This window comes from Pseudomonas sp. LAMO17WK12:I10 (assembly GCF_900215185.1).
In the GTDB taxonomy this organism is placed as follows: domain Bacteria; phylum Pseudomonadota; class Gammaproteobacteria; order Pseudomonadales; family Pseudomonadaceae; genus Aquipseudomonas; species Aquipseudomonas chlororaphis.
On the sequence record NZ_OBDX01000007.1, the window covers coordinates 69,726 to 92,723 of the forward strand.

Annotated in this window: 20 protein-coding genes; 11 read left to right on the plus strand and 9 right to left on the minus strand. The window is 62.5% G+C overall.

The window, feature by feature from the left end:
- The first annotated feature begins 158 nt into the window (after window positions 1–158).
- From CRO75_RS10340 to CRO75_RS10385, 10 genes are all read left to right on the plus strand, one after another.
- Window positions 159–620, plus strand: a complete 462-nt coding sequence (locus CRO75_RS10340) for an Lrp/AsnC family transcriptional regulator (protein ID WP_007926099.1) — start codon at window positions 159–161, stop codon at window positions 618–620.
- Between the two features lie 236 nt (window positions 621–856).
- On the plus strand, window positions 857–2,539 hold the full coding sequence (locus CRO75_RS10345; protein ID WP_097135158.1) for an NAD(P)/FAD-dependent oxidoreductase: 1,683 nt from the start codon (window positions 857–859) through the stop codon (window positions 2,537–2,539).
- Between the two features lie 79 nt (window positions 2,540–2,618).
- A complete protein-coding gene (locus CRO75_RS10350) occupies window positions 2,619–3,413 on the plus strand; it encodes a carbon-nitrogen hydrolase family protein (protein ID WP_097135159.1) in 795 nt (264 codons plus the stop codon).
- A gap of 48 nt (window positions 3,414–3,461) precedes the next feature.
- Window positions 3,462–5,924 (plus strand): pyrroloquinoline quinone biosynthesis protein PqqF, encoded by a 2,463-nt coding sequence (gene pqqF / locus CRO75_RS10355; protein WP_097135160.1) that lies wholly within the window; start codon window positions 3,462–3,464, stop codon window positions 5,922–5,924.
- 156 nt (window positions 5,925–6,080) lie between these two features.
- Window positions 6,081–6,155 (plus strand): pyrroloquinoline quinone precursor peptide PqqA, encoded by a 75-nt coding sequence (gene pqqA / locus CRO75_RS10360; protein ID WP_009045898.1) that lies wholly within the window; start codon window positions 6,081–6,083, stop codon window positions 6,153–6,155.
- A gap of 71 nt (window positions 6,156–6,226) precedes the next feature.
- Window positions 6,227–7,138, plus strand: coding sequence for a pyrroloquinoline quinone biosynthesis protein PqqB (gene pqqB, locus CRO75_RS10365; RefSeq protein ID WP_097135161.1), 912 nt, complete (start codon window positions 6,227–6,229; stop codon window positions 7,136–7,138).
- A 137-nt stretch (window positions 7,139–7,275) separates the two neighbouring features.
- Window positions 7,276–8,028, plus strand: coding sequence for a pyrroloquinoline-quinone synthase PqqC (gene pqqC / locus CRO75_RS10370; protein WP_007926092.1), 753 nt, complete (start codon window positions 7,276–7,278; stop codon window positions 8,026–8,028).
- A complete protein-coding gene (gene pqqD, locus CRO75_RS10375) occupies window positions 8,025–8,300 on the plus strand; it encodes a pyrroloquinoline quinone biosynthesis peptide chaperone PqqD (protein ID WP_097135162.1) in 276 nt (91 codons plus the stop codon). The genes pqqC and pqqD overlap by 4 nt, the downstream gene beginning before the upstream one ends.
- Complete coding sequence (gene pqqE / locus CRO75_RS10380) at window positions 8,272–9,444, plus strand: pyrroloquinoline quinone biosynthesis protein PqqE (RefSeq protein ID WP_097135163.1); 1,173 nt, start codon at window positions 8,272–8,274, stop codon at window positions 9,442–9,444. The genes pqqD and pqqE overlap by 29 nt, the downstream gene beginning before the upstream one ends.
- Window positions 9,410–11,251 carry a S9 family peptidase gene (locus tag CRO75_RS10385; protein WP_097135164.1) on the plus strand — a complete coding sequence of 614 codons (1,842 nt, stop codon included), beginning with the start codon at window positions 9,410–9,412 and terminating at the stop codon, window positions 11,249–11,251. The genes pqqE and CRO75_RS10385 overlap by 35 nt, the downstream gene beginning before the upstream one ends.
- A gap of 50 nt (window positions 11,252–11,301) precedes the next feature.
- Here the strand turns inward: CRO75_RS10385 and CRO75_RS10390 are convergent, their stop codons facing one another.
- The 5 genes from CRO75_RS10390 to CRO75_RS10410 form a co-directional block, all read right to left on the minus strand.
- Window positions 11,302–11,460, minus strand: coding sequence for a YqaE/Pmp3 family membrane protein (locus CRO75_RS10390; RefSeq protein WP_003228885.1), 159 nt, complete (start codon window positions 11,458–11,460; stop codon window positions 11,302–11,304).
- A 127-nt stretch (window positions 11,461–11,587) separates the two neighbouring features.
- A complete protein-coding gene (locus CRO75_RS10395) occupies window positions 11,588–11,908 on the minus strand; it encodes a DNA-binding transcriptional regulator (protein ID WP_016704074.1) in 321 nt (106 codons plus the stop codon).
- A complete protein-coding gene (locus CRO75_RS10400; RefSeq protein WP_053262890.1) occupies window positions 11,886–12,257 on the minus strand; it encodes a type II toxin-antitoxin system RelE/ParE family toxin in 372 nt (123 codons plus the stop codon). The genes CRO75_RS10395 and CRO75_RS10400 overlap by 23 nt, the downstream gene beginning before the upstream one ends.
- A 272-nt stretch (window positions 12,258–12,529) precedes the next feature.
- A complete protein-coding gene (locus tag CRO75_RS10405; RefSeq protein WP_097135165.1) occupies window positions 12,530–13,813 on the minus strand; it encodes an aminotransferase class III-fold pyridoxal phosphate-dependent enzyme in 1,284 nt (427 codons plus the stop codon).
- Window positions 13,810–14,508 carry an MOSC domain-containing protein gene (locus CRO75_RS10410; protein WP_097135166.1) on the minus strand — a complete coding sequence of 233 codons (699 nt, stop codon included), beginning with the start codon at window positions 14,506–14,508 and terminating at the stop codon, window positions 13,810–13,812. Before CRO75_RS10410 ends, CRO75_RS10405 begins: the two co-directional genes overlap by 4 nt.
- A gap of 102 nt (window positions 14,509–14,610) precedes the next feature.
- Here CRO75_RS10410 and CRO75_RS10415 point away from each other — a divergent pair, with 102 nt between their 5' ends.
- Window positions 14,611–15,540 carry a LysR family transcriptional regulator gene (locus CRO75_RS10415; protein WP_009045905.1) on the plus strand — a complete coding sequence of 310 codons (930 nt, stop codon included), beginning with the start codon at window positions 14,611–14,613 and terminating at the stop codon, window positions 15,538–15,540.
- A 236-nt stretch (window positions 15,541–15,776) separates the two neighbouring features.
- Here the strand turns inward: CRO75_RS10415 and CRO75_RS10420 are convergent, their stop codons facing one another.
- The 4 genes from CRO75_RS10420 to CRO75_RS10435 all read right to left on the minus strand — a co-directional run bounded on the left by CRO75_RS10420 (window position 15,777) and on the right by CRO75_RS10435 (window position 22,960).
- Window positions 15,777–17,555, minus strand: coding sequence for an acyl-CoA dehydrogenase C-terminal domain-containing protein (locus CRO75_RS10420; protein WP_097135167.1), 1,779 nt, complete (start codon window positions 17,553–17,555; stop codon window positions 15,777–15,779).
- Between the two features lie 201 nt (window positions 17,556–17,756).
- On the minus strand, window positions 17,757–19,553 hold the full coding sequence (locus tag CRO75_RS10425; RefSeq protein WP_097135168.1) for an acyl-CoA dehydrogenase C-terminal domain-containing protein: 1,797 nt from the start codon (window positions 19,551–19,553) through the stop codon (window positions 17,757–17,759).
- 90 nt (window positions 19,554–19,643) lie between these two features.
- Complete coding sequence (locus CRO75_RS10430) at window positions 19,644–20,936, minus strand: diguanylate cyclase (RefSeq protein ID WP_009045908.1); 1,293 nt, start codon at window positions 20,934–20,936, stop codon at window positions 19,644–19,646.
- A 218-nt stretch (window positions 20,937–21,154) separates the two neighbouring features.
- Window positions 21,155–22,960 carry a phenylacyl-CoA dehydrogenase gene (locus CRO75_RS10435; protein WP_097135169.1) on the minus strand — a complete coding sequence of 602 codons (1,806 nt, stop codon included), beginning with the start codon at window positions 22,958–22,960 and terminating at the stop codon, window positions 21,155–21,157.
- Window positions 22,961–22,998 lie beyond the last annotated feature (38 nt).

A 22,998-nucleotide genomic window follows, 5' to 3' on the forward strand; every position in this document is an offset into this window, starting at 1 on the left:
TGACAACTTGTCGCAGGCAATTCGTGGCAAAAAACCTCATCTGTGCTACTGAGCCTAGCCGTCATAGTGCAGTCCGTAGCCAATAGGCCATGCCACGAGCATCGCCCCCAGCGAGCCTGTAACATGCTCGGCCACCGTTGCCCGCGCCGGAGTTCACCTTGTCTGACAGCCGCCCTCCCGTCCTCGACGAAATCGACCGCCAACTGATCGCGGCCTTGCAGATCAATGCCCGCGAAAGCGTGGCCATGCTCGCCAGGCAGCTGGGGATCGCCCGTACCACCGTGACCTCGCGCCTGGCGCGGCTGGAAAAGGCGCGGGTGATTACCGGTTATGGCGTGCGCCTGGGTCAGCGGGTCATCGATGGCGGCTTGCAGGCTTACGTGGGGATCAAGGTACAGCCGCGCTCCGGCAAGGAGGTACTGCGGCGCCTGAGCGCCATGGCCCAGGTCCAGCAGCTCTGCGCGGTCAGTGGGGAATTCGACTATGTCGCCTGGCTGCGCACCGATTCGCCGGAACAGCTGGACCAGTTGCTCGACCAGATCGGCAGCGTCGACGGTGTGGAAAAGACCACCACCTCGATCATTCTCAGCAGCAAGATCGACCGTGGGCAGCCCGTCTGAAGGTTTTTCCAGGCACGGTAACCCGCTGTTTTGCGAGCGCTTCGCGCTCGATCGCAGCCTTCGGCAGCGGCTACAGAGATTTTCTCGTCAGTTAGTTAAAAAACATCGTCAGATTGAAATAAAATCATCCAAAACGACGACACTTTGCGTCTTATTAACGTAAGCAACGCTCCCTAGAATGGCTGCCATCTTTTCCTATACTCAGCGCTCTGCTCGAGTCGCCAGCAAGGTCAGCCATGAACAAGAACAATCGCCATCCTGCAGACGGTAAGAAACCCATCACCATTTTCGGCCCGGACTTCCCGTTCGCCTTCGACGACTGGATCGAGCACCCCGCCGGCCTGGGCAGCATTCCCGAAGCCAACCATGGCGCCGAAGTGGCGATTGTCGGTGCTGGTATCGCTGGGCTGGTGGCGGCCTATGAGCTGATGAAACTGGGCCTCAAGCCCGTGGTGTACGAAGCCTCGAAAATGGGCGGCCGGCTGCGCTCCCAGGCGTTCGAAGGCGCCGAAGGGATCATTGCCGAGCTGGGCGGCATGCGCTTTCCGGTGTCCTCCACGGCCTTCTATCACTACGTCGACAAGCTGGGTCTGGAGACCAAACCCTTTCCCAACCCGCTGACCCCGGCTTCCGGCAGCACGGTGATCGACCTCGAAGGCCAGACTCACTACGCGCAGAAGCTCGCCGACCTGCCGGCGCTGTTCCAGGAGGTGGCCGACGCCTGGGCCGATGCCCTGGAAGACGGTTCACGCTTCAGCGAAATCCAGCAGGCCATCCGCGAGCGCGACGTACCGCGCCTCAAGGAATTGTGGAACACCCTGGTGCCGTTGTGGGACGACCGCACCTTCTATGACTTCGTCGCCACCTCGAAGGCCTTCGCCAAGCTGTCGTTCCATCACCGCGAAGTGTTCGGCCAGGTCGGTTTCGGCACCGGTGGCTGGGATTCGGATTTCCCCAATTCGATGCTGGAAATCTTCCGTGTGGTGATGACCAACTGCGACGATCACCAACACCTGGTGGTCGGTGGTGTCGAGCAGGTGCCACTGGGCATCTGGCGCCATGTGCCGCAGCGCTGCGCCCACTGGCCGCAAGGCACCAGCCTCAGCTCGCTGCACCATGGCGCACCGCGTCCCGGGGTGAAACGCATCGCCCGGGCCGCCGATGGCCGCTTCAGCGTCACCGACAACTGGGGCGATACCCGCGAATACGCGGCGGTGCTGACCACCTGCCAGAGCTGGCTGCTGACCACCCAGATCGAATGCGAAGAGTCGCTGTTCTCGCAGAAGATGTGGATGGCCCTGGACCGCACCCGCTACATGCAATCGTCGAAGACCTTCGTCATGGTCGACCGGCCGTTCTGGAAAGACAAAGACCCGGAAACCGGTCGCGACCTGATGAGCATGACCCTCACCGACCGCCTGACCCGTGGCACCTACCTGTTCGATAACGGCGACGACAAGCCGGGAGTCATCTGCCTGTCCTATTCGTGGATGAGCGACGCCCTGAAGATGCTGCCGCACCCGGTGGAAAAACGGGTCAAGCTGGCCCTCGACGCCCTGAAGAAGATCTACCCGAAAGTAGACATCGCCGGACGCATCATCGGCGATCCGATCACTGTGTCCTGGGAAGCCGATCCGCACTTCCTCGGCGCGTTCAAGGGCGCACTGCCCGGCCACTACCGCTATAACCAGCGCATGTACGCGCACTTCATGCAGGACGACCTGCCCGCCGAACAGCGCGGTATCTTCATCGCCGGCGACGATGTGTCCTGGACTCCGGCCTGGGTCGAGGGCGCGGTCCAGACCTCGCTCAACGCGGTCTGGGGCATCATGAAGCACTTCGGCGGGCAGACCCACGCCGAAAACCCGGGACCGGGCGACGTGTTCCACGAAATCGGCCCCATCGCCCTGGCCGACTGAACCTGTAGCCGCTGCCGCAGGCTGAGCAGCCCGCGGCAACGGCTACAGTGACAATCCAGCGCACAGAGGAGTCATCACCATGCGTGTAGCGCTTTATCAATGTGCCCCACAACCGCTGGATGTCGCCGGCAACCTGCAACGCCTGCAGAAAGTCGCCGTGGAAGCTTCCGGCGCCGACCTGCTGGTGCTGCCAGAGATGTTCTTGAGCGGCTACAACATCGGCGTAGAAGCGGTGGGCGCCCTGGCCGAAGCCCAGGATGGCCCATCGGCGCAATACATCGCCAACGTCGCCCAGTCGGCGCGCATCGCGATTCTGTATGGCTACCCGGAACGTGCCGACGACGGCCAGATCTACAACGCCGTGCAACTGATCGACCGCAACGGCCAGCGCCTGTGCAACTACCGCAAGACCCACCTGTTCGGCGATCTCGACCGCTCGATGTTCAGCGCAGGTCCAGACGATTTCCCCCTGGTGGAACTCAACGGCTGGAAGCTCGGTTTCCTGATCTGCTACGACATCGAGTTCCCGGAGAACGCCAGGCGCCTGGCGCTGGCCGGGGCCGAACTGATTCTGGTGCCCACCGCCAACATGCTGCCTTACGACTTCATCGCCGATGTCACCGTGCGTTCGCGCGCCTTCGAAAACCAATGTTATGTGGCCTACGCCAACTACTGCGGCCACGAAGACGAGATCCACTACTGTGGCCAGAGCAGCATCGCCGCCCCCGACGGCCAGCGGATTGCCCTCGCCGGGCTGGATGAAGCCCTGATAACCGGCACGCTGGACCGTCAGTTGATGCTCGATTCCCGCGCCGCCAACCGCTACTTCCATGACCGTCGCCCGGAGCTTTACGACGACCTGAACAAGCGCTGATCCGGGGTTATCCGCTAGCATGGGCGCTTCACTGTTCTGGAAGTGCTCATGCCCGCGCTGAACCACCCTCTGCCTCATCAGGAAACCCTGGCCAAGGGCCTGCGAGTTTCACTGCACCACGTCCCTCGATTGAAGCGCTGCGCGGCGGCCCTGCGGGTCTCGGCTGGCAGTCACGACGTACCGCTGGCCTGGCCCGGGCTGGCACACTTTCTCGAACACCTGCTGTTTCTCGGCACCGAGCGTTTTCCCGCGCAACAGGGCCTGATGACCTATGTGCAACGCCACGGCGGCCAGGTGAACGCCAGCACCGGCGAACGTCACACCGACTTCTTCTTCGAACTGCCCCCCGCGGATTTCGCCGGCGGGCTGGAGCGCCTGGCCGACATGCTCGCCCACCCGCGCATGAGCCAGGAAGACCAGTTGCGCGAGCGCGAGGTGCTGCATGCGGAGTTCATCGCCTGGTCGCGGGATGCCACGGCGCAACGGCAATTCGCCTTGCTCGACGGCCTGTCCACGGAGCATCCCCTGCGGGCGTTCCACGCCGGCAATCGCTACAGCCTCAACGTGCCGCGCCCGGCGTTTCAACAGGCGTTGCAAGCCTTTTATCAGGCTCACTACCACAGCGGGCAAATGTCCCTGAGCCTGGCTGGCCCACAGTCGCTGGAAGAGCTGAAGGCCTTGGCCCAAGGTTTTGGCGCCGTCCTCGCCGTCGGTAAAGCGCAACCGCAAGCAGCCCCGGTGCCCTTGCTGATGTCTGCACAGCAGCATTATCAGCAGCTCGACGGGCGCCACCTGAACCTGCTGTTCGCCTGCGAACAACTGCCCACGGCCGCCCGCGAAGCGCTGGATTTTCTCTGCATCTGGCTGGCCTGCGGCAAATCCGGCGGGCTGCTGGCCATGCTCAAGGAGCGCAAGCTGGTCGAAGGGTTGAAGGCCGCGCCGCTGTATCAGTTTGCCGGCCAGGCGCTGCTGCATATCCAGTTCGACTTGACCGAGCAAGGCGCCCAACAGCCGGAGCAGGTGAGTGAGTTGTTCTTCGATTGGCTGGCCTTTTTCAGCAGCCAGGACGACTGGCCGGCACTGCGCGACGAATACGCCCTGCTGCAACAGCGCCAACGCCAGGTCGCCAGCGCACTGGCGTTGGCAAGACTGAACAACGAGCAGTTGGAACCGCAGCTGTCCGACCGCGGCGTCACGGCCCTCAAGGCCCTGTTGTCGCAGCTTCAAGCCCCGTCGGCAGCCAGCGGCATCAGCTGGCAACTGCCTGCGCCCAATCCGTTCCTGCGCAGCTCGGCGCCAGCCGCCCGGGCAGGCCTGATTCGCGGGCAAACCAGCGCCCACCGCGGCTTGCGCACATTCGCCCAGGATCGCTTGCGGCAGCGTCGCGAATCCTCGGCGATGACCTTCAGCCAAGCCATCGCCGACGACGCTGGCGAGGCGGCCCTGTACTTGCGTTGGCGCCTGCAAAGCGTGTTGCCGCAGGAGCTGCGCAGCCGCTTGCAAAACCACCTGCGCAACCTGCGGGACGACGGACTTCAGGCGGGCGTCGAGCTGTCCTTCGGTGTTTCGGGCAACCAGTGCTTGCTGACGCTGAAGGGGCTTCCCGAACCAATGCCGGCCATGCTCCAGCAGGCTCTGCTGGAACTGAGCGAACCCGGCGCGGCGTTCTGGCAAATCCCCCCAACTGCTCCCGCGCCGCTGTTGCCAATTCGCCAATTGCTCCAGGAACTGCCCGAGCGCTGCCTGGACATACCCGCCAGCGAGGAGCCGCATCCACTGGATGAACAAGGCTGGCAAACGCTGTGGGAGGGCGCCCGCTGGGACGGCCTGGCCATCGGCCTGGCCCATGCCCAAAGCGCGATCGGCGCAGCATTGAGCAAAGCCCCAGGCACCGCCGACAGCCAGCTTTCTGCGCCACCCTCGATGGCCGCGCAGCAGCACTGGCATGAGGTCGCAACCGGCTCCGGCGAGCAGGCCCTGCTGCTGTTTTGCCCGGCACCGGATACCACCCTTCAGCAGGAAGCCGCCTGGCGGCTGCTGGGGCAGCTTGGCCAGATGCCGTTCTATCAGCGCCTGCGGGTCGAGTTGCAACTGGGCTATGCGGTGTTCAGCGGTGTGCGACAGATCAATGGCCAGACTGGCCTGCTGTTCGGCGTGCAGTCTCCCAGCGCGTCACTGAGCGAGATCCTCGAGCATATCCGGGGGTTCCTGGCGCAGTTGCCTGAGTTGATCGAGGCACTGGATGACGCCTCCCTGGACGACTTGAAAGCTAACCTGGCCGCCCAGTTCGATGCCCGTGCATTGCCCGTGGCACAACTGGCCGAGCTGCTCTGGCAGGGCCGACTGGCCGGCCATCCGTCGGATTACCTGGAGCAATTGCAACAGGAAATCATGGCGGCGCCCCGACCACAGCTATTGCTCGCGGCCGAACAGTTGCAGCAGGCGCAAGGCGGCTGGCGCTGCCTGGCCAGCGGTGCCTGCCCGGGCGAACCCTGGCAAGCGGGAAAATGATCGTTACCCTGGCTGCAATGAGCTTTCTTCAACAATTGCAGTCATTCCCCGGGGGGAATTTAGTAAGATAGCCCCCTAAGCATCTGAACATCTCCAGTTGGAGGTGGACTATATGTATAGATCTCAACCGTCCCACCCACCTGAAGGAGCACCTGTATGTCCTGGTCCAAACCGGCTTACACCGACCTGCGTATCGGCTTTGAAGTCACCATGTACTTCGCCAGCCGTTGATTGCCCGCGCAGTGCAACGCCTCGGCTCGCCGGGGCGTTTTTATTTTCAGCCTTAACCTGATGGAGCGGCCATGTTTGTCCAGATTCTAGGTTCCGCCGCCGGTGGCGGTTTTCCGCAGTGGAACTGCAACTGCGCGAACTGCGCGGGCTTTCGCGACGGCAGCCTGCGGGCAAAGGCTCGCACCCAATCGTCGATCGCCATTTCCGATGACGGCGTGAACTGGGTCCTGTGCAACGCCTCGCCGGACATCCGCGCCCAGCTCCAGGGCTTCGCCCCGATGCAACCGGGCCGCGCCCTGCGCGACACCGGGATCAGCGCAATCATCCTGATGGACAGCCAGATCGATCACACCACCGGCCTGCTCAGCCTGCGCGAAGGCTGCCCGCATCAGGTCTGGTGCACCGACATGGTCCACGAAGACCTCAGCAGCGGTTTCCCGCTGTTCACCATGCTCACCCACTGGAACGGCGGGCTGGACTGGAACCGCATCGAGCTCGACCGGAGCTTCACCATCCCGGCCTGCCCGAACCTGCGCTTCAGCCCGCTGCCGCTGCGCAGCGCCGCGCCACCCTATTCGCCCCATCGCTTCGATCCGCACCCGGGCGATAACATCGGCCTGATCGTCGAAGACCTGCGCACCGGCGGCAAGCTGTTCTACGCCCCGGGGCTGGGCAAGGTCGACGCGGCGCTGCTGGAAATCATGAGCGGCAGCGACTGCCTGCTGGTGGACGGCACCCTGTGGGAAGACGACGAAATGCAGCGACGCGGCGTCGGCACCCGGACCGGGCGGGAAATGGGCCACCTGGCGCAGAACGGCCCTGGCGGCATGCTGGAAGTGCTGGAGCAGTTGCCAGAGCGGCGCAAGATTCTTATCCACATCAACAACACCAACCCGATCCTCGACGAGGATTCCGCCGAACGCGCGGAGCTGGCGCGGCGTAACGTTGAAGTGGCTTACGACGGCATGAGTATCGAGCTGTAATTGCCGGGACCGCTTCGCGGTCTATCGCGAGCAAGCTCGCTCCTACAAAAGATTGCGCTGTCCTGTAGGAGCGAGCTTGCTCGCGATAAGTCCAGAATAGACACCACAGACCCAGGACCTCCCTGCGGAGAACCGCAATGACTGACACAGCAATGTCCCCCGCCGAATTCGAGCAGGCCCTGCGGGCCAAGGGCGCCTATTACCACATCCACCATCCGTACCATGTGGCGATGTACCAGGGCCGGGCGACCCGGGAGCAGATCCAGGGCTGGGTTGCCAACCGCTTCTACTACCAGGTGAACATCCCGCTCAAGGACGCGGCGATTCTCGCCAACTGCCCGGATCGGGAAATTCGTCGCGAGTGGATTCAGCGCCTACTGGACCACGACGGCGCCCCCGGCGAAGACGGTGGCATCGAGGCCTGGTTGCGCCTGGGGCAAGCGGTCGGTCTCGACCCGGACCAGTTGCGCTCGCAAGAGCTGGTGCTGCCGGGCGTGCGTTTCGCCGTCGACGCCTATGTCAACTTCGCCCGCCGCGCCAGCTGGCAGGAGGCCGCCAGCAGCTCGCTGACCGAGCTGTTCGCGCCGCAGATCCACCAGTCGCGTCTCGACAGCTGGCCCCAGCATTACCCATGGATCGACCCGGCCGGCTATGAATACTTCCGCACCCGCCTGGGTCAGGCGCGGCGCGATGTCGAGCACGGGCTGGCGATCACCCTGCAGCACTACACCACCCGCGCCGGCCAGGAGCGCATGCTGGAAATTCTCCAGTTCAAACTGGACATCCTTTGGAGCATGCTCGACGCCATGAGCATGGCCTATGAACTCAATCGCCCGCCGTATCACAGCGTCACCACAGAACGGGTCTGGCATAAAGGAATCACCCTATGAGCTTCGATCGCAGCAAGACCCCGACCTGGCGCCCCGGCTACCGCTTCCAGTACGAACCGGCGCAGAAGGGCCATGTACTGCTCTACCCTGAAGGCATGATCAAACTCAACGAGAGCGCCGCGCTGATCGGCGGGTTGATCGACGGCGAACGGGATGTCGCGGCGATCATCCAGGCACTGCAAGTCCAGTTCCCCGACGTGCCCAAACTCGGTGACGACATCGAGCAATTCATGGAGGTCGCCCGTGCACAGCACTGGATCGAACTTGGCTGATTCGCCAGCGCCGATACCGCCCAAACCGGAAGTCGGCCTGCCGCTGTGGCTGCTGGCCGAGCTGACCTACCGCTGCCCGCTGCAATGCCCGTACTGCTCCAACCCGCTGGATTTCGCCAAGCTGGGCAAGGAGCTGAGCACCGAGCAGTGGCTCAAGGTGTTTCGCGAAGCCCGGGAGATGGGCGCCGCGCAGCTGGGCTTTTCCGGTGGCGAACCACTGGTGCGCCAGGACCTCGCCGAGCTGATCGGCGAGGCGCGCAAGCTGGGCTTCTACACCAACCTGATCACCTCCGGCATCGGCCTGACCGAGCAGAAGATCAGCGACTTCAAGAAGGCCGGGCTCGACCATATCCAGATCAGTTTCCAGGCCAGCGACGAACAGGTGAACAACCTGCTGGCCGGCTCGAAGAAAGCCTTCGCCCAGAAGCTGGAAATGGCCCGGGCGGTGAAAGCCCACGGCTACCCGATGGTGCTGAACTTCGTCACCCATCGCCACAACATTGATCGGATCGACCGCATCATCGAACTGTGCATCGCCCTGGAAGCCGACTTTGTCGAGCTCGCCACCTGCCAGTTCTACGGCTGGGCCCAGCTCAACCGCGTCGGCCTGCTGCCGACCAAGGAACAACTGGTACGCGCTGAACGCATCACCAACGAATACCGCGCCAGGCTGGAAGCCGAAGGGCATCCGTGCAAACTGATTTTCGTCACCCCGGATTACTACGAGGAACGCCCGAAAGCCTGCATGAACGGCTGGGGCAGCATCTTCCTCACGGTCACGCCGGACGGCACCGCCCTGCCCTGCCACGGCGCCCGGCAGCTGCCCGTGCAGTTCCCCAATGTGCGCGACCACAGCATGCAGCACATCTGGTATGACTCCTTCGGCTTCAACCGCTTCCGTGGTTATGACTGGATGCCCGAGCCATGCCGCTCCTGCGATGAAAAGGAAAAGGACTTCGGTGGCTGCCGCTGCCAGGCCTTCATGCTCACCGGCGACGCCAGCAACGCCGACCCGGTCTGCAGCAAGTCGCACCATCACGGCGTGATCCTCAAGGCCCGCGAAGAAGCCGAGCACGCTACTCAGACCATCGAACAACTGGCCTTCCGTAATGAACGAAACTCGCGCCTCATCGCCAAGGGCTGAATCCTTCAGCGCCGCCAAAGCCGTCGCCGCCGGCATCGATTTCGCCGAGCTACGACTCGGTGCAAACGGCCTGTTCTGGAACGAATACCTCCCCGAAGACGCCGCCTGCCGGATCTGGCACTGGCGCGACAACCAGGCCCGCTGCCTGACGCCGCAAGGTTTCAGCGTGCGCAGCCGGGTTTATGAATACGGCGGCGGCGCCTTTTGCCTGAGCGATGACGGGCTGGTGTTCGTCAACGAGGCTGATCAGCAGCTCTACCGACAGTCCCTGCAAGGCGAAGCGCCGGTAGCCCTGACCAGCGGCGAGTGCCGTTATGGCGACCTGCAGTTCGCCGCCGGCCAGGTGCTGGCGGTGGAAGAGCACAACAACCGGCATTGCCTGGTGGCCATCGACTCCGGTAGCGGAAAACGCCAGCTGCTGGCCGAAGGAGCGGACTTCTACGCGGCGCCCACCTTGAGCCCGGACGGCCAGCGCCTGGCATGGATCGAATGGGATCGGCCGCATCAGCCCTGGACCTCGACCCGCCTGATGGTCGCCGAGCGCCTGGCCAACGACCGCTGGGATGACCCTCGGTGCCTGGCCGGCGATGACGAGGAAGAGTCGCTGCAACAACCACGTTTCGATGAAGCCGGGCGGCTGTACTGCCTGACCGACCGCGCCGGCTTCTGGCAACCCTGGGGTGAAACGCCCAACGGCCTGCAAGCGCTGCCCTGCGCCGCCGCCGATCACGCCCCGGCGCCCTGGCAATTGGGCTGCTGCACCTGGCTGCCGCTGGGCGGCGACAACTGGCTGGGTACCTGGACGCAAGCCGGTTTTGGCCGCTTGGGGCTGCGCCTGGCCGAGGGTGAGCAACAGGACTTCAGCGGCGACTACAGCCGCTTCCGCAACCTGGCGCTGGATGAACAGTTTATCTACTGCATCGCGGCGTCGCCTGTGAGTCCGTCCGCGGTGATCGCCATTGACCGCCAATCACAGCAGGTCAAGGTCCTGGCTGGCGGCGTGGCGCCTCTGCTGCCCGAGCAGATCAGCCGCCCGCAAACCCTGCGTTACCCCAGCGGCCAGGGCGAGGCCCACGGCTTTTTCTACCCGGCCATGAGCGATGACGACCGGCCGCCGCTGGTGGTGTTCATCCACGGCGGCCCCACCTCAGCCTGTTATCCGATACTCGACCCGCGTATCCAGTACTGGGCGCAACGGGGGTTCGCCGTGGCCGACCTGAACTATCGCGGCAGCACCGGCTATGGCCGCGAGTACCGGCAAGCCCTGCACCTGAGCTGGGGCGAAGTGGATGTGGAGGACGCCTGCGCAGTGGTCGCGTATCTGGCCCGACAAGGCCTGATCGATGGCGACCGGGCGTTCATCCGCGGTGGCAGTGCCGGCGGCTACACCACCCTTTGCGCCCTGGCCTTCGCCGATGTGTTCCGTGCCGGCGCCAGCCTGTATGGCGTCAGCGACCCCGTGGCCCTGGCGCGAGACACCCACAAGTTCGAAGGCGACTATCTGGACTGGCTGATCGGCGACCCCGAACAGGATGCCGAACGCTACAAGGCCCGCACCCCACTGCTGCATGCCGGCAATATCCGCGTACCGGTGGTTTTCTTCCAGGGTGAACTCGACGCCGTGGTAGTGCCCCAGCAGACCCGGGACATGCTCAAGGCGTTACAGGACAACGGCATTACGGCCCAAGCGCACTATTACCCGGACGAGCGCCACGGTTTTCGCAAGGCCGCCAATCAGGCGCACGCCCTGGAACAGGAATGGCTGTTTTATCGGCAGGTAATGGAACAGACGGACGCACCGGAATAATCGGCGTCCAAGGGGAACCAGCCCGCTCCTCTGCGGAGCGGGCGCCAGGCTCAGCGCTTGGCGATGATGTACACCGCATGCACGATGCCCGGGATGTAGCCGCACAGGGTCAGCAGGATATTCAGCCAGAACGCGCCGCCGAACCCCACTTGCAGAAACACGCCCAATGGCGGTAACAGAATGGCGATGATGATGCGGATAAAGTCCATGGGGCAGCTCCTGATAGCAATTGACTCGTACGAGCCTCACCGCTAATCGACCCATGGCGTTCGGCAGGGTTCAATCGATTCTGGCCAAGGGCCAGATCCCCAGGCTGGCCGGTGTCTCAGTGCCGGCTCACGCCAGTATTTCAAGGCCGTGCTTCTGCACGATGCTCAGCAGTTTCAACGCCATGCCGCTCGGGTGCTTCTCGCCAGACTCCCACTGTTTCACCGTGGACGCGCTGGTGTTCAGGTAGCGGGCAAAGACCGGCTGGCTGACGTTACTACGCTCGCGCAGCAGCTTGATCTGCTCCGCGGGAATACTCGCCGGTACTGGCGCAATACACGCCTCATCGAACTGGCGCATGGTGGTTTTGCCGATGGCGCCGATGGCGTGCAGGGCACTGGCCGACTCGTGTATCGATTCAAGGGCTTCAGTCTTGAATGGCTTGCTCATGTCTGATCTCCACAAACGCTTTCATCTCGAGTAGCTGCTGGACCTGCCAGCCATCCAGCCCTTCGTAGGCCTTGGCCAGCGCGCGGAATGCCTGCAGTTCCTGGTGGCTGATATTGCTCTGGTCCTGCTTGGCGAACAGGAATTGGAACACCCAGTAGCGCCGCCCCCTGGCCAGGACGATCGAACGATGGCGGTTGGCGTTCAGGCGTTTTTTCCAGACCCCGCCACCCAGGTCATCAGCCTGGCCTTTGCATAACTCGCTGAATGCGGCCAGCAACTGGTCGTCATGGATCAAGGCTTTTTTAGCCGCAACAGCAAAACCTTTGGTTTTGAACAACCTGATTGTCATGGCTTCCCTTCCCAAAAACATACCACTCAGTGGTACACGTATTCAACCCAGGCTGCCCGGTGGTCTTGCGCCCCAGCAGCCCCCCACCGTCCTGGTGGATGAGCCTAAGGAACCTTGCCTGGATGATGGCCTTCAAGGCCTGATGGCGGTTTTGCAAAAGCCCGAGACAAAAAAACGCCCCGTGCGAAAGATCGGACACGGGGCGATGCGTTATACCGCGAGACGGTTCGGAAATATCTGCAAGATCGGGAGTGGCGGGACCAGGCCAGGCTTCAAACCACCAGCCCCTTGCGGCATTGCAACTGCGCGGTGCGTACTCGCGAAAAGGCCCGAGCCAGACGCAGCAGCATTTCATCGATGTTGGCCTTGCTCACCGTCAACGCCGGGGTAAAGCGCAGGCAGTCCGGTTGGGTTGCGGCCAGCAACAGACCTTCGTAGCGGGCCGCGTTGACCACGGCCTCGGCCGAGTCGTCGGCCAGGCTCAGCCCCCAGAACAATCCCTGCCCACGCAGTTCTCCCTGGGCATAACGATTCGCCAGGCGGGCCAGCCCTTCGCGCAAGTACTGGCCGTTGTCCCGCACATGCTCGAGAAAGCTGTTGTCCAGTACGCTATCGAGCACCGCCAGGCCCGCGGCGGTCATCAGCGCATTGCCATGATGGGTGCCGTTCAGCTCACCCACCTCGAAGCAACAGGCCTTGCCACGCGCCAGCAAAGCCGCCAAGGGCACGCCACCACCGAGACCTTTGCCCAGGGCCACGATGTTGGCGCGCACGCCATAGACTTGTTCGGCCAGCAAGGTGCCGCAACGGCCGATGCCGGTCTGCACTTCATCCAGGATCAGCAGGATGCCCAGCTCGCGGCACAGGCGCTCGACCCCCTTGAGGTAATGCTCGGTCGCCGGAATCACCCCGGCCTCGCCCTGGATCGGCTCGAGCATGATCGCCACGGTCTGCGCGTCCACTGCGGCATGCAACGCCGGCAGGTCGTTGAAGGGAACATGGCTGAAACCCGACAGCTGTGGCTCGAAGCGATTGGCGATATGGGTGCTTGCCGACGCCGACATTGCCGCGAAGCTGCGACCATGACAGCTGCCGCTGGCAGTGATGATCTTCGCGGCCCCACCGCGGTGCAGCTGGCCCCATTTGCGGGCCAGCTTGATCGCCGCCTCGCAGGCTTCGCTGCCACTGCTCAGCAAATAGGCCTGGTCGCTGCCGGTGCTGCGACACAAGCGCTCGCTGAGGTTGAGCATGCCGCGGTTGTAAAAGCCCGAGCCGGGGTTGATCAGTGACTGGGCTTGGGCCGTCAGTGCCTTGACCAGCGCCGACGGGCTATGGCCAAGGCTGTTGGCGGCGTTGCCCTGGACGAAGTCGAGATAGGCGCGGTCATCGCTGTCCCACAGCCATGAGCCCTGGCCACGTACAAACACTGGGTGGGGTCGCTGGACGCTGGGCATCAGGCACTCACTGGAAAGGTTGTCGCTCATCGGCGACGGGCAGGGCTCGGCCGCCAGATCATCAAGGCTCGGCTGAGGGCGGCGCAGGCTGAACAGGTTCATGCGCTCAACCCCTCCAGCGGCAGGCCCAGCAGGCGCGCGGACCAATCCTCGATCAGGCCGGTGCGCATGCGCTTGATCGCGATGTCGCGCCAACGCGACGCCAGTGCCGGACAGTCCACCAGTTTCTTCAAGCCCGCATGCTCCAGAGGTTCTCGATAAAAACAGCGCAAGGCCCAGGCCACGGTCAACCCCGGGTAACTGCGCTGGATCAGCTCGAAGGGCTGATCGGCACTGACGAAGCCGGGTTTGAGCACCCGGTAGAACCAGCCGCAGCGACCATTGTTTTGCGCCTGTTGCGGCAGGTCGGGGACACCCCAGCGGTGGCTCAGGCGATAACAGGGCGAACGCGGCTGGCTGACCTGCAACAGCGCGCCGCCCCAGCGGAACATATCGCCGAGGCAGACCTGTTCCTCGGTCAGGCCGTGGGTAGACAGGTTTTCGCCAAAGGCCGGGGCACGCCAGTCGATCTGTGGATAACGCTTGCGCCAGTAGCTGTAGTGTTCGGCGGGGTAATGGTGCAGCGCCCGCTCCGGGCCGGTATGAAAGCGCGGGTCGCCGTGTTCGTCGCTGCCCAGGCCCTGCGGCCATAACCAGAGTCGGTTTGCAACCGGGCGTTTGTCCGTATCACTGACCAAACCCTGTCCGAGGTTTTTTGCCTTGCCTATGTAAACACCATCCACGTAAACGGTATTCATCTCGCCTTCTGGCCCTGTAAGCCCTGTGAATAGGGGTTAGACTAGGCTTCTGCGACCTATCGGGCCATTTCGATTTTCCAGCTTTTTCGATAAGCAGAACTTATGGATTTTAAACAACTGCGTTATTTCGTCGCGGTGTATGAAGAAGGTCACGTGGGACGAGCCGCCGAGCGCCTGTCGATCTCCCAACCCGCGCTCTCGCAACAGATCCGTCAGCTGGAACAGAACCTCGATGTCAGCCTGTTCGAGCGCAGCAGCAAGCGCCTGTTGCCGACCCTGGCGGCCCATACCCTGTACAACCATGCCCTGCCCTTGCTCGACGGCATGCAACGGGCTCGTGAAGCCCTGGGCAACTTCAAGGGCCAAGCCCTGCGTACGCTGGCGATCGGCGTACTGCAAACCGTGCACAGCAGCCTGGTGCCGCAAATGCTTGAGCGGGTGCGCAAGGCCCAGCCACATCTGGTGGTGCAGATCTACGAACTGACCGGCCTGGAAATCGAACGGCGCCTGCTCAATGGCTCATTGGATATCGGCATCAGTTATCTGCCGCCGCGCCAGCCAGGGTTGCACGGTGTACAGCTCTACGAAGACGAGTTGACCCTGGTGATTCCTGCCGAACATCCCCTGCGCGAATTCAAGAAGGTCTCCATGAGCCAGGCCGCAGAGCTGCCCATGCTGTTGCTGGGCGAGGAGTTCCAGATACGCCAGATCTGGCAGGCGCAACTGGCCAACCTCGGACGCCGGCCGCAAGTGCAGGCGGAGCTGAACAATATGGCGGGGATTCTCGACAGCTTGCCCAACACCCGCCTGGCGACGGTCTTGCCGGGGCGTTCGCGGCAGACCCACAGCCATACGGACCTATTATGGAAACCGCTGAGCGAACCAAGGGTGCCGTTGAAAGTGGGGCTGGTATGTCGTGATGTGCAGCGTCAGCAGGCAACCCTGGAATTGCTGCGAACCTTGCTGGAAGAAGAGATGAGCGGCCCGGATGGGCGGATGACAGGCCCGGCGACGCTGGAAGGGCTGGGTTGAAGCAGCGCAGGTAAAAACGTGGACAAAAGAAAACCCCGCCGAAGCGGGGCTTTGCAGACTGTTTCCCTGACATCCTTTTCACTCCACCATCCTGGCGGAATCCTACGTGTCCGTGTTATTGCTTTGCGCTTCCTGCGCGACGTCCATGTGAAGTAGATTAGCTCTGGATCCAATCTGCCGATATGGGTGATTAGCAGCACGTCATGTAAGAGAATGCTTACATGACGTGCCCATGCTCAGAACTGCGCCGCATCCAGCAGGAACAGTGATTCACTACCCGCCTTCACCGATGCGCTCAGCGAGTGGATACGCGGCAGCAGACGGGCGAAGTAGAAGCGCGCGGTACCCAGCTTGCTGGCGTAGAAATCGTCTTGCGACTCCTTGCCCAGGGCGGCTTTTGCCATCAACGCCCACATGTAGGCGTACGCCGTGTATCCGAATGCTTGCAGGTATTCAACCGAGGCCGCGCCGATTTCGTTCGGATTGGTCTTGGCCCGATCCAACAGCCAGGCCGTCAGTTCGTCCAGGTTATCCAGTGCGTCGTTCATCGGCTTGGTGAACTCGGCCAGATCGGCGCTGGCGGTCGCGGTGAAATGGCGAATCTCGTCAGCGAACAGCTTGTAGAACGCCCCGCCACTGCCGACGATCTTGCGCCCGACCAGGTCCAGCGCCTGGATGCCGTTGGTGCCTTCATAGATCTGGGTAATGCGCACATCGCGCACCAGCTGCTCCTGGCCCCATTCACGGATGTAGCCGTGGCCGCCGAAAACCTGCTGGCCGTGAATCGTGGTTTCCAACCCCAGGTCGGTGAGGAAGGCCTTGGCCACCGGCGTCAGCAGGGCCACCAGATCTTCCGCGCGCTTACGCACCACCGCGTCTTCGCTGAACTTGGCGGTATCCAGCTGCATCGCCACATAGGTGGAAAACGCGCGGCCGCCTTCGTTCGCGGCTTTCATAGTCAGCAACATACGGCGCACGTCAGGGTGCACGATGATCGGGTCAGCGACCTTGTCCTTGGCTTGCGGGCCGGTCGGCGAACGGCTTTGCAGGCGATCGCGGGCGTATTCCACGGCGTTCTGGTAGGAACGCTCGCCCGAGGCCAGGCCTTGGATACCAACGCCCAGACGCTCGTAGTTCATCATGGTGAACATTGCCGCCAGGCCCTTGTTCGGCTCGCCGACGATATAACCGACGGCTTCGTCGAAGTTCATCACACAGGTGGCCGAGGCCTGGATGCCCATCTTGTGTTCGATCGAACCACAGTTAGCCGGGTTGCGCGCCCCCAGGCTGCCGTCGGCGTTGACCAGGAACTTCGGCACCAGGAACAACGAAATGCCCTTCGGCCCCGCCGGTGCGTCCGGTAGCTTGGCCAGCACCAGGTGGATGATGTTCTCGGTCAGGTCGTGCTCACCGCCGGTAATGAAGATCTTGGTGCCGCTGACCTTGTAGGAGCCGTCGGCCTGCGGCTCGGCCTTGGTGCGAATGATGCCCAGGTCGGTGCCGGCATGCGGCTCGGTGAGGCACATGGAACCGGCCCAGACGCCTGCATACATGTTCGGCAGGTAGGCCGCCTTCAATTCTTCGCTGGCGTGGGCATTGATCGACAGGCAGGCGCCCGCGGTTAGCATCGGGTACAGACCAAACGACAGGCTGGCCGAGTTGACCATTTCCTCGACCTGGGCCGATACCGCCTTGGGCATGCCCATGCCGCCGTAGGCCGGATCACCGCCGACGCCGACCCAGCCGCCTTCGGCGTAAGTCTGATAGGCCTGTGGAAAACCTGCTGGCGTGGTCACCGCGCCGTCGCTCCAGTGACAGCCCTCTTCGTCGGCGCCGCGGCTCAGCGGGGCGATACTTTTGCCGGTGACTTTGCCGGCTTCCTCAAGAATCGCTTCGACGGTTTCAGCGTCGACGGTGTCGGCCAGAGCAGGCAGTTCGGCCCAGAGTTTGGCGACCTCGAAAACTTCATTGAGGACGAAGCGCATATCGCGCAGGGGCGCTTTGTAGTCAGCCATGGCAAACCTCGCAAGATCTAAACAAGTGGACCCGAACGGCCCCAGTTACGAAAGCTCGAGTGTACCCGAACAACTTTTGCAACACATAGGGTCAACTCATGACTTTAATGTAATTTTTAGTCACCAAAGATCGCGAGCAAACTCACTCCTGCAAATATCTGCAGGAGCAGGCTTGCCCGCAATGGACGATTACATGGAAACCTAGAGCGCAAACAGCTCCGCCGGCAACTTCATCAGGCAGTCACTGCCCGCCTCGATCGCCGCCAGATGGGCCGCGGTACGCGGCAGCAAGCGCTTGAAGTAGAACTCGCAGGTCGCCAGCTTGGCCTGGCAATAATCGGCATCCTCTTCACCGGCATCGAGCCGGGCCTGGGCCACCAGCGCCATGCGCAGCCACAGGTAGGCTAGGATGATGTAACCGCTGTACATCAGGTAATCCAGTGCCGCAGCGCCGACTTCGTCGGGGTTCTTCATCGCCGCCATCCCGACCTTGGTGGTCAGCGCGCCCCACTGCCGGTTGAGCCCGTCGAGTTGCGTCACATAACCCTTGAGTTGTGGATGCTCGTCATTGGCCACGCAGAATTTGTGGACGATCTTGGTGAAGCCCGTCAGCAACTTGCCCTGGCTGCCGAGCACCTTGCGTCCCAGCAGGTCCAGAGCCTGGATGCCGTTGGTGCCTTCATAGATCGGGGCGATGCGGCAGTCGCGCACCAGTTGCTCCATGCCCCATTCGCGAATGAAGCCATGCCCGCCAAACACCTGCATGCCGTGGTTGGTCACCTCCAGCCCGGTTTCAGTCATGAAGGCCTTGCAGATCGGTGTCAGGAAAGCCAACAGGTTCTCGGCATCCTGGCGCTGGGTTTCATCGGCAGCGAGGTGCGCCACATCCAGCAACTGCGCGGTGAAATAGGCCAGGGCGCGATTACCTTCGTTGAAGGCCTTCATGGTCAGAAGCATGCGTCGCACATCGGGGTGGACAATGATTGGATCGGCAGCTTTGTCCGGCGCCTTCGGCCCGGTCAGGGAGCGCATCTGCAGGCGGTCGTTAGCGTATTTGATTGCGCCCTGGAAGCTGGCCTCACCCAGGCACAGGCCCTGCATCCCGGTACCGAGGCGCGCGTGGTTCATCATGGTGAACATGCAATTCAGGCCCTTGTTGGCCTCACCGATCAGGAATCCCTTCGCGCCATCGAAGTTGAGCACGCAGGTGGCCGAAGCCTTGATGCCCATCTTGTGTTCGATGGAGCCGCAGCTCACCCCATTGCGCTCACCCGCCTCGCCATCGGCATTGGGCAGGAACTTGGGTACGATGAACAACGAAATACCCTTGGTGCCCGCCGGCGCATCCGGCAGCTTGGCCAGCACCAGGTGGATGATGTTTTCACTCATGTCGTGCTCGCCGGCCGAGATGAAGATCTTGCTGCCGGAGACCGCATAGCTGCCGTCGGCCTGGGGCACGGCGCGGGTCTTGATGATGCCCAGGTCGGTGCCGCAATGGGCTTCGGTCAGGCACATGGTGCCGGTCCATTGGCCGGCGGTGAGCTTGCTCAGGTAGGTCTGCTTCTGCTCTTCGCTGCCATGGGCGTGAATCGCCGACATGGCGCCGTGGGTCAGGCCCGGGTACATGCCCCAGGAGGTATTGCTGGAGCCGACCATCTCGCTGATCACCAGCCCCAGCGAATGCGGTAGGCCCTGGCCTCCGTAGTTCGGGTCCGCCGCCAGGCCGTGCCAGCCGCCTTCTACATACTGGGCGAAAGCCTGCTTGAAGCCTTTGGGCGTGGTGACCACGCCATTGTCGAAATGGCAGCCCTCTTCATCGCCGGAGCGGTTCAACGGCGCCAGCACGTTTTCACAGAACTTCGCCCCTTCTTCGAGGATCGCGGCCACCATGTCCGGGCTGGCATCGCTGGCCCCCAGGGCGGCGTAGCCGGTGTGAAAGTCGAAGACGTGATCGATCAAAAAGCGCATGTCGCGCAGGGGAGCTTTGTACTCGGGCATGGTCGTTTCTCCGGCAGCAGATCAATCCAACCTACTGTCGCTCATCCGACCTGCCAATCACAGTCCAGACGCTGAATGCGCCGCTATCACTCAACCCGCAGCGGTGTCCATGCGCACCGCGCCACGGCGATTCTGACCGAAGGCCATGACGCAGTTACGCCCCGCGCCCTTGGCGCTGTACAGCGCCTGGTCGGCAGACTTGAGCACCTCCTCGGGCGAGCGGTGCTCCATCTGCCGCTCGGCGACGCCGATACTGACGGTCACCGATACGCTGGAGGCCGCGGCCGCGCCCCGGCGCTGACGTCCCTGCTGGTCGTCCTGGGGCCGGTTCTCCTGATTGCGCAACTGGATGTTGTAGTTGGCGATGGTCTCGCGAATGACCTCCAGGTGCGGCATGCATTCCTCGAGGGTCTTGCCGGCGAACACCACCGCAAACTCCTCGCCGCCATAACGGTAGGCACGACCGCCGCCACTGACTTTCGACAGTTTGCTGGCCACTAGGCGCAGCACCTGGTCGCCCACATCGTGGCCGTGGGTGTCGTTGAATTTCTTGAAGTGATCGACATCGCTCATCGCCAGCACATAGTTACGCCCCAGGCGCTGCATGCGCTCGTTCAAGGCGCGGCGCCCCGGCAAGCCGGTCAGTTCGTCGCGGAAGGCCATCTGATAGGCCTCGTGGGCAACGGCCGCAGCGATCATCAGCATCACCTGGCTGCACATGATGTTCAGGGTGAACGGCAGGATGAAGGTCTTGGGCAGCATCCAGAACAACCCCAGCAGCCCCACCAGCTGCGCCGCATGCAGCGGGCGTGGATTGCGCCAGTACTGGATCGCCAGCAACAGGAAGGCGGCGATAAACACCGGGTACGACAACTGGATCAGGCTCATCCAGGCGCCGTGCAGGGCCGGCCAACGGATTTCCGCCAGCCAGGCCAGCAGCGCTTGGGGATAACTCTGCTCCAGGCCCAGCGCCACGCTGCCAAAGGCGAGCAATACGGCAAAGCGCGCCACCATGTCCTGGAACAGGTGGGTACGCTCCTGCCAGGCCGCGAACAGGCCGAACAGCAGCGGCAGCAGCAAGCAGACCAAGTGGAACACCACGGCCGCATCTTCGCGCACCTTGCCGTTGTCGCGGTAATAGTCGGTCTGGGTATCGAGCAGGAAATAGGCGATGTACACCGTGACCATCAGGAACAGTTCACGCTGGCGCCGGTACACCGCGCAATAAGCACCGCCGAGCAGCAGCACCAGGGTCGGCAAGACGTTGAACAGCGAGGTGAAGAAGACGTTGAGATCCTTGACGTAGGCAGCCGCGAGCCCCGCAAGCAAGAGTAACAATGACGGTAGAAAATGGCTGAAACGTACAGCAGAAGAACGCGGCAAGGTAAAGCTCCGACGCGGTTAAACAGTAGATGGCACTATGCCTTCACCTGGCATGGTTAAACAGCACAAATGTGATGCATGTCACATTGCCACTTCTGTAACGGCAGGGATCGGCTTCTTCTTAACGTTTTAGTCGGATTATTTTCAGATTCGTCCCGCGCACAAAAAAGCCGCTTCTCCCGAAGAAGAAGCGGCCTCTGAAGAGATGCCGGTAGGGCTTAGTAAGCCAGGCCGAAATCTTCTTCTTTCATGTCCATCAGGTTGTTCGCACCCGACAGCATGGCCGCCACGTGAGTGCGGGTACGCGGCAGGATGCGCTGGAAGTAGAAGCGCGCGGTCTGCAGCTTGGCGGTGTAGAACGCCTCTTCGGTGGTGCCGGCAGCCAGCTTCTCGGCAGCCAGGCGTGCCATGTCGGCCCAGAAGTAAGCCAGGCAGGCATAACCGGAATACATCAGGTAATCCACGGACGCGGCACCGACTTCTTCACGGTCTTTCATGGCCGCCATACCGACCTTCATGGTCAGCTCGCCCCATTCCTTGTTCAGTGCAGCCAGCGGTGCGACGAACTCTTTGACCGACTCATTGCCTTCGTTGTTCTGGCAGAACTTGTGGACGATCTTGGTGAAGCCTTTCAGGGCTTCGCCTTGAGTCATCAGCACTTTACGGCCCAGCAAGTCCAGCGCCTGGATGCCGGTGGTGCCTTCGTACAGCATGGAAATGCGGCTGTCGCGAACGTTCTGCTCCATGCCCCACTCGGCGATGAAACCGTGGCCACCGTAGATCTGCACGCCGTGGTTGGCGGATTCGAAACCGACTTCGGTCATGAAGGCCTTGGCGATCGGAGTCATAAAGGCCAGCAGTGCGTCGGCTTTCTTCTTCTCTTCTTCGTCCACGCCGTACTTGACGATGTCGACCTGCTTGGCGGTGAAGTAGACCATGGCCCGGTTGCCTTCGGCGAAAGCCTTCATGGTCAACAGCATGCGACGTACGTCAGGGTGCACGATGATCGGGTCGGCGGCCTTGTCCGGCGCTTTCGGGCCAGTCAGGGAGCGCATTTGCAGACGATCGCGAGCGTATTTCAGGCCACCCTGGAAACCGATCTCGGCGTGGGCCAGGCCTTGCAGCGCGGTACCCAGGCGAGCGGTGTTCATGAAGGTGAACATGCAGTTCAGGCCTTTATTCGCCGGGCCGATCAGGAAACCGGTGGCCGCGTCGAAGTTCATCACGCAGGTGGCGTTACCGTGGATCCCCATCTTGTGTTCCAGGGAACCGCAGCTCACGGCGTTGCGCTGACCAACAGTGCCATCGGCGTTCGGCAGGAACTTCGGCACGATGAACAGCGAGATGCCTTTGGTGCCAGCCGGTGCATCCGGCAGGCGGGCCAGAACGATATGGACGATGTTGTCGGCCATGTCGTGTTCACCGGCCGAGATGAAGATCTTGGTGCCGGTGACTTTGTAGGAACCGTCGGCCTGAGGTTCGGCCTTGGTACGCAGCATGCCCAGGTCGGTGCCGCAGTGCGGTTCGGTCAGGCACATGGTGCCGGTCCACTCGCCGGATACCAGCTTGGTCAGGTAAGACTCTTGCTGCTCAGGCGTGCCGTGTTCGGAGATGGTGTTCATCGCGCCATGGGACAGGCCTGGGTACATGCCCCACGACCAGTTGGCTTCGCCGACCATTTCGCTGACAGCCAGGCCCAGGGACTCCGGCAGGCCTTGACCGCCATGCTCGACATCGTGAGCCAGGCTTGGCCAGCCGCCTTCGACGAATTGCTTGTAGGCCTCTTTGAAGCCAGTCGGGGTCTTAACGCCAGACTCGCTCCAGGTGCAGCCTTCCAGGTCACCCACACGGTTCAGAGGGGCCAGTACCTGCTCACAAAACTTCGCGCCTTCCTCGAGGATGGCGTCAACCATGTCTGGAGTAGCGTCCTGGCAAGCCGGCAGGCTCTGATAGTGCGCTTCATAGCCGAGCAGTTCGTCACGAACGAAGCGAATATCACGCAAGGGGGCCTTGTAGTCAGGCATAGCGATAAACCTCTGCTGATGTAACCGGGAATGAACGA

Bases quoted from the DNA above. Each gene is read 5' to 3' on its own strand.
- CRO75_RS10345 (WP_097135158.1), top strand. From the start codon at position 857: ATGAACAAGAACAATCGCCATCCTGCAGACGGTAAGAAACCCATCACC.
- CRO75_RS10350 (WP_097135159.1), top strand. From the start codon at position 2,619: ATGCGTGTAGCGCTTTATCAATGTGCCCCACAACCGCTGGATGTCGCC.
- pqqF (WP_097135160.1), top strand. From the start codon at position 3,462: ATGCCCGCGCTGAACCACCCTCTGCCTCATCAGGAAACCCTGGCCAAG.
- pqqB (WP_097135161.1), top strand. From the start codon at position 6,227: ATGTTTGTCCAGATTCTAGGTTCCGCCGCCGGTGGCGGTTTTCCGCAG.
- pqqC (WP_007926092.1), top strand. From the start codon at position 7,276: ATGACTGACACAGCAATGTCCCCCGCCGAATTCGAGCAGGCCCTGCGG.
- pqqD (WP_097135162.1), top strand. From the start codon at position 8,025: ATGAGCTTCGATCGCAGCAAGACCCCGACCTGGCGCCCCGGCTACCGC.
- CRO75_RS10385 (WP_097135164.1), top strand. From the start codon at position 9,410: ATGAACGAAACTCGCGCCTCATCGCCAAGGGCTGAATCCTTCAGCGCC.
- CRO75_RS10390 (WP_003228885.1), bottom strand. From the start codon at position 11,460: ATGGACTTTATCCGCATCATCATCGCCATTCTGTTACCGCCATTGGGC.
- CRO75_RS10395 (WP_016704074.1), bottom strand. From the start codon at position 11,908: ATGAGCAAGCCATTCAAGACTGAAGCCCTTGAATCGATACACGAGTCG.
- CRO75_RS10400 (WP_053262890.1), bottom strand. From the start codon at position 12,257: ATGACAATCAGGTTGTTCAAAACCAAAGGTTTTGCTGTTGCGGCTAAA.
- CRO75_RS10405 (WP_097135165.1), bottom strand. From the start codon at position 13,813: ATGAACCTGTTCAGCCTGCGCCGCCCTCAGCCGAGCCTTGATGATCTG.
- CRO75_RS10410 (WP_097135166.1), bottom strand. From the start codon at position 14,508: ATGAATACCGTTTACGTGGATGGTGTTTACATAGGCAAGGCAAAAAAC.
- CRO75_RS10415 (WP_009045905.1), top strand. From the start codon at position 14,611: ATGGATTTTAAACAACTGCGTTATTTCGTCGCGGTGTATGAAGAAGGT.
- CRO75_RS10420 (WP_097135167.1), bottom strand. From the start codon at position 17,555: ATGGCTGACTACAAAGCGCCCCTGCGCGATATGCGCTTCGTCCTCAAT.
- CRO75_RS10425 (WP_097135168.1), bottom strand. From the start codon at position 19,553: ATGCCCGAGTACAAAGCTCCCCTGCGCGACATGCGCTTTTTGATCGAT.
- CRO75_RS10435 (WP_097135169.1), bottom strand. From the start codon at position 22,960: ATGCCTGACTACAAGGCCCCCTTGCGTGATATTCGCTTCGTTCGTGAC.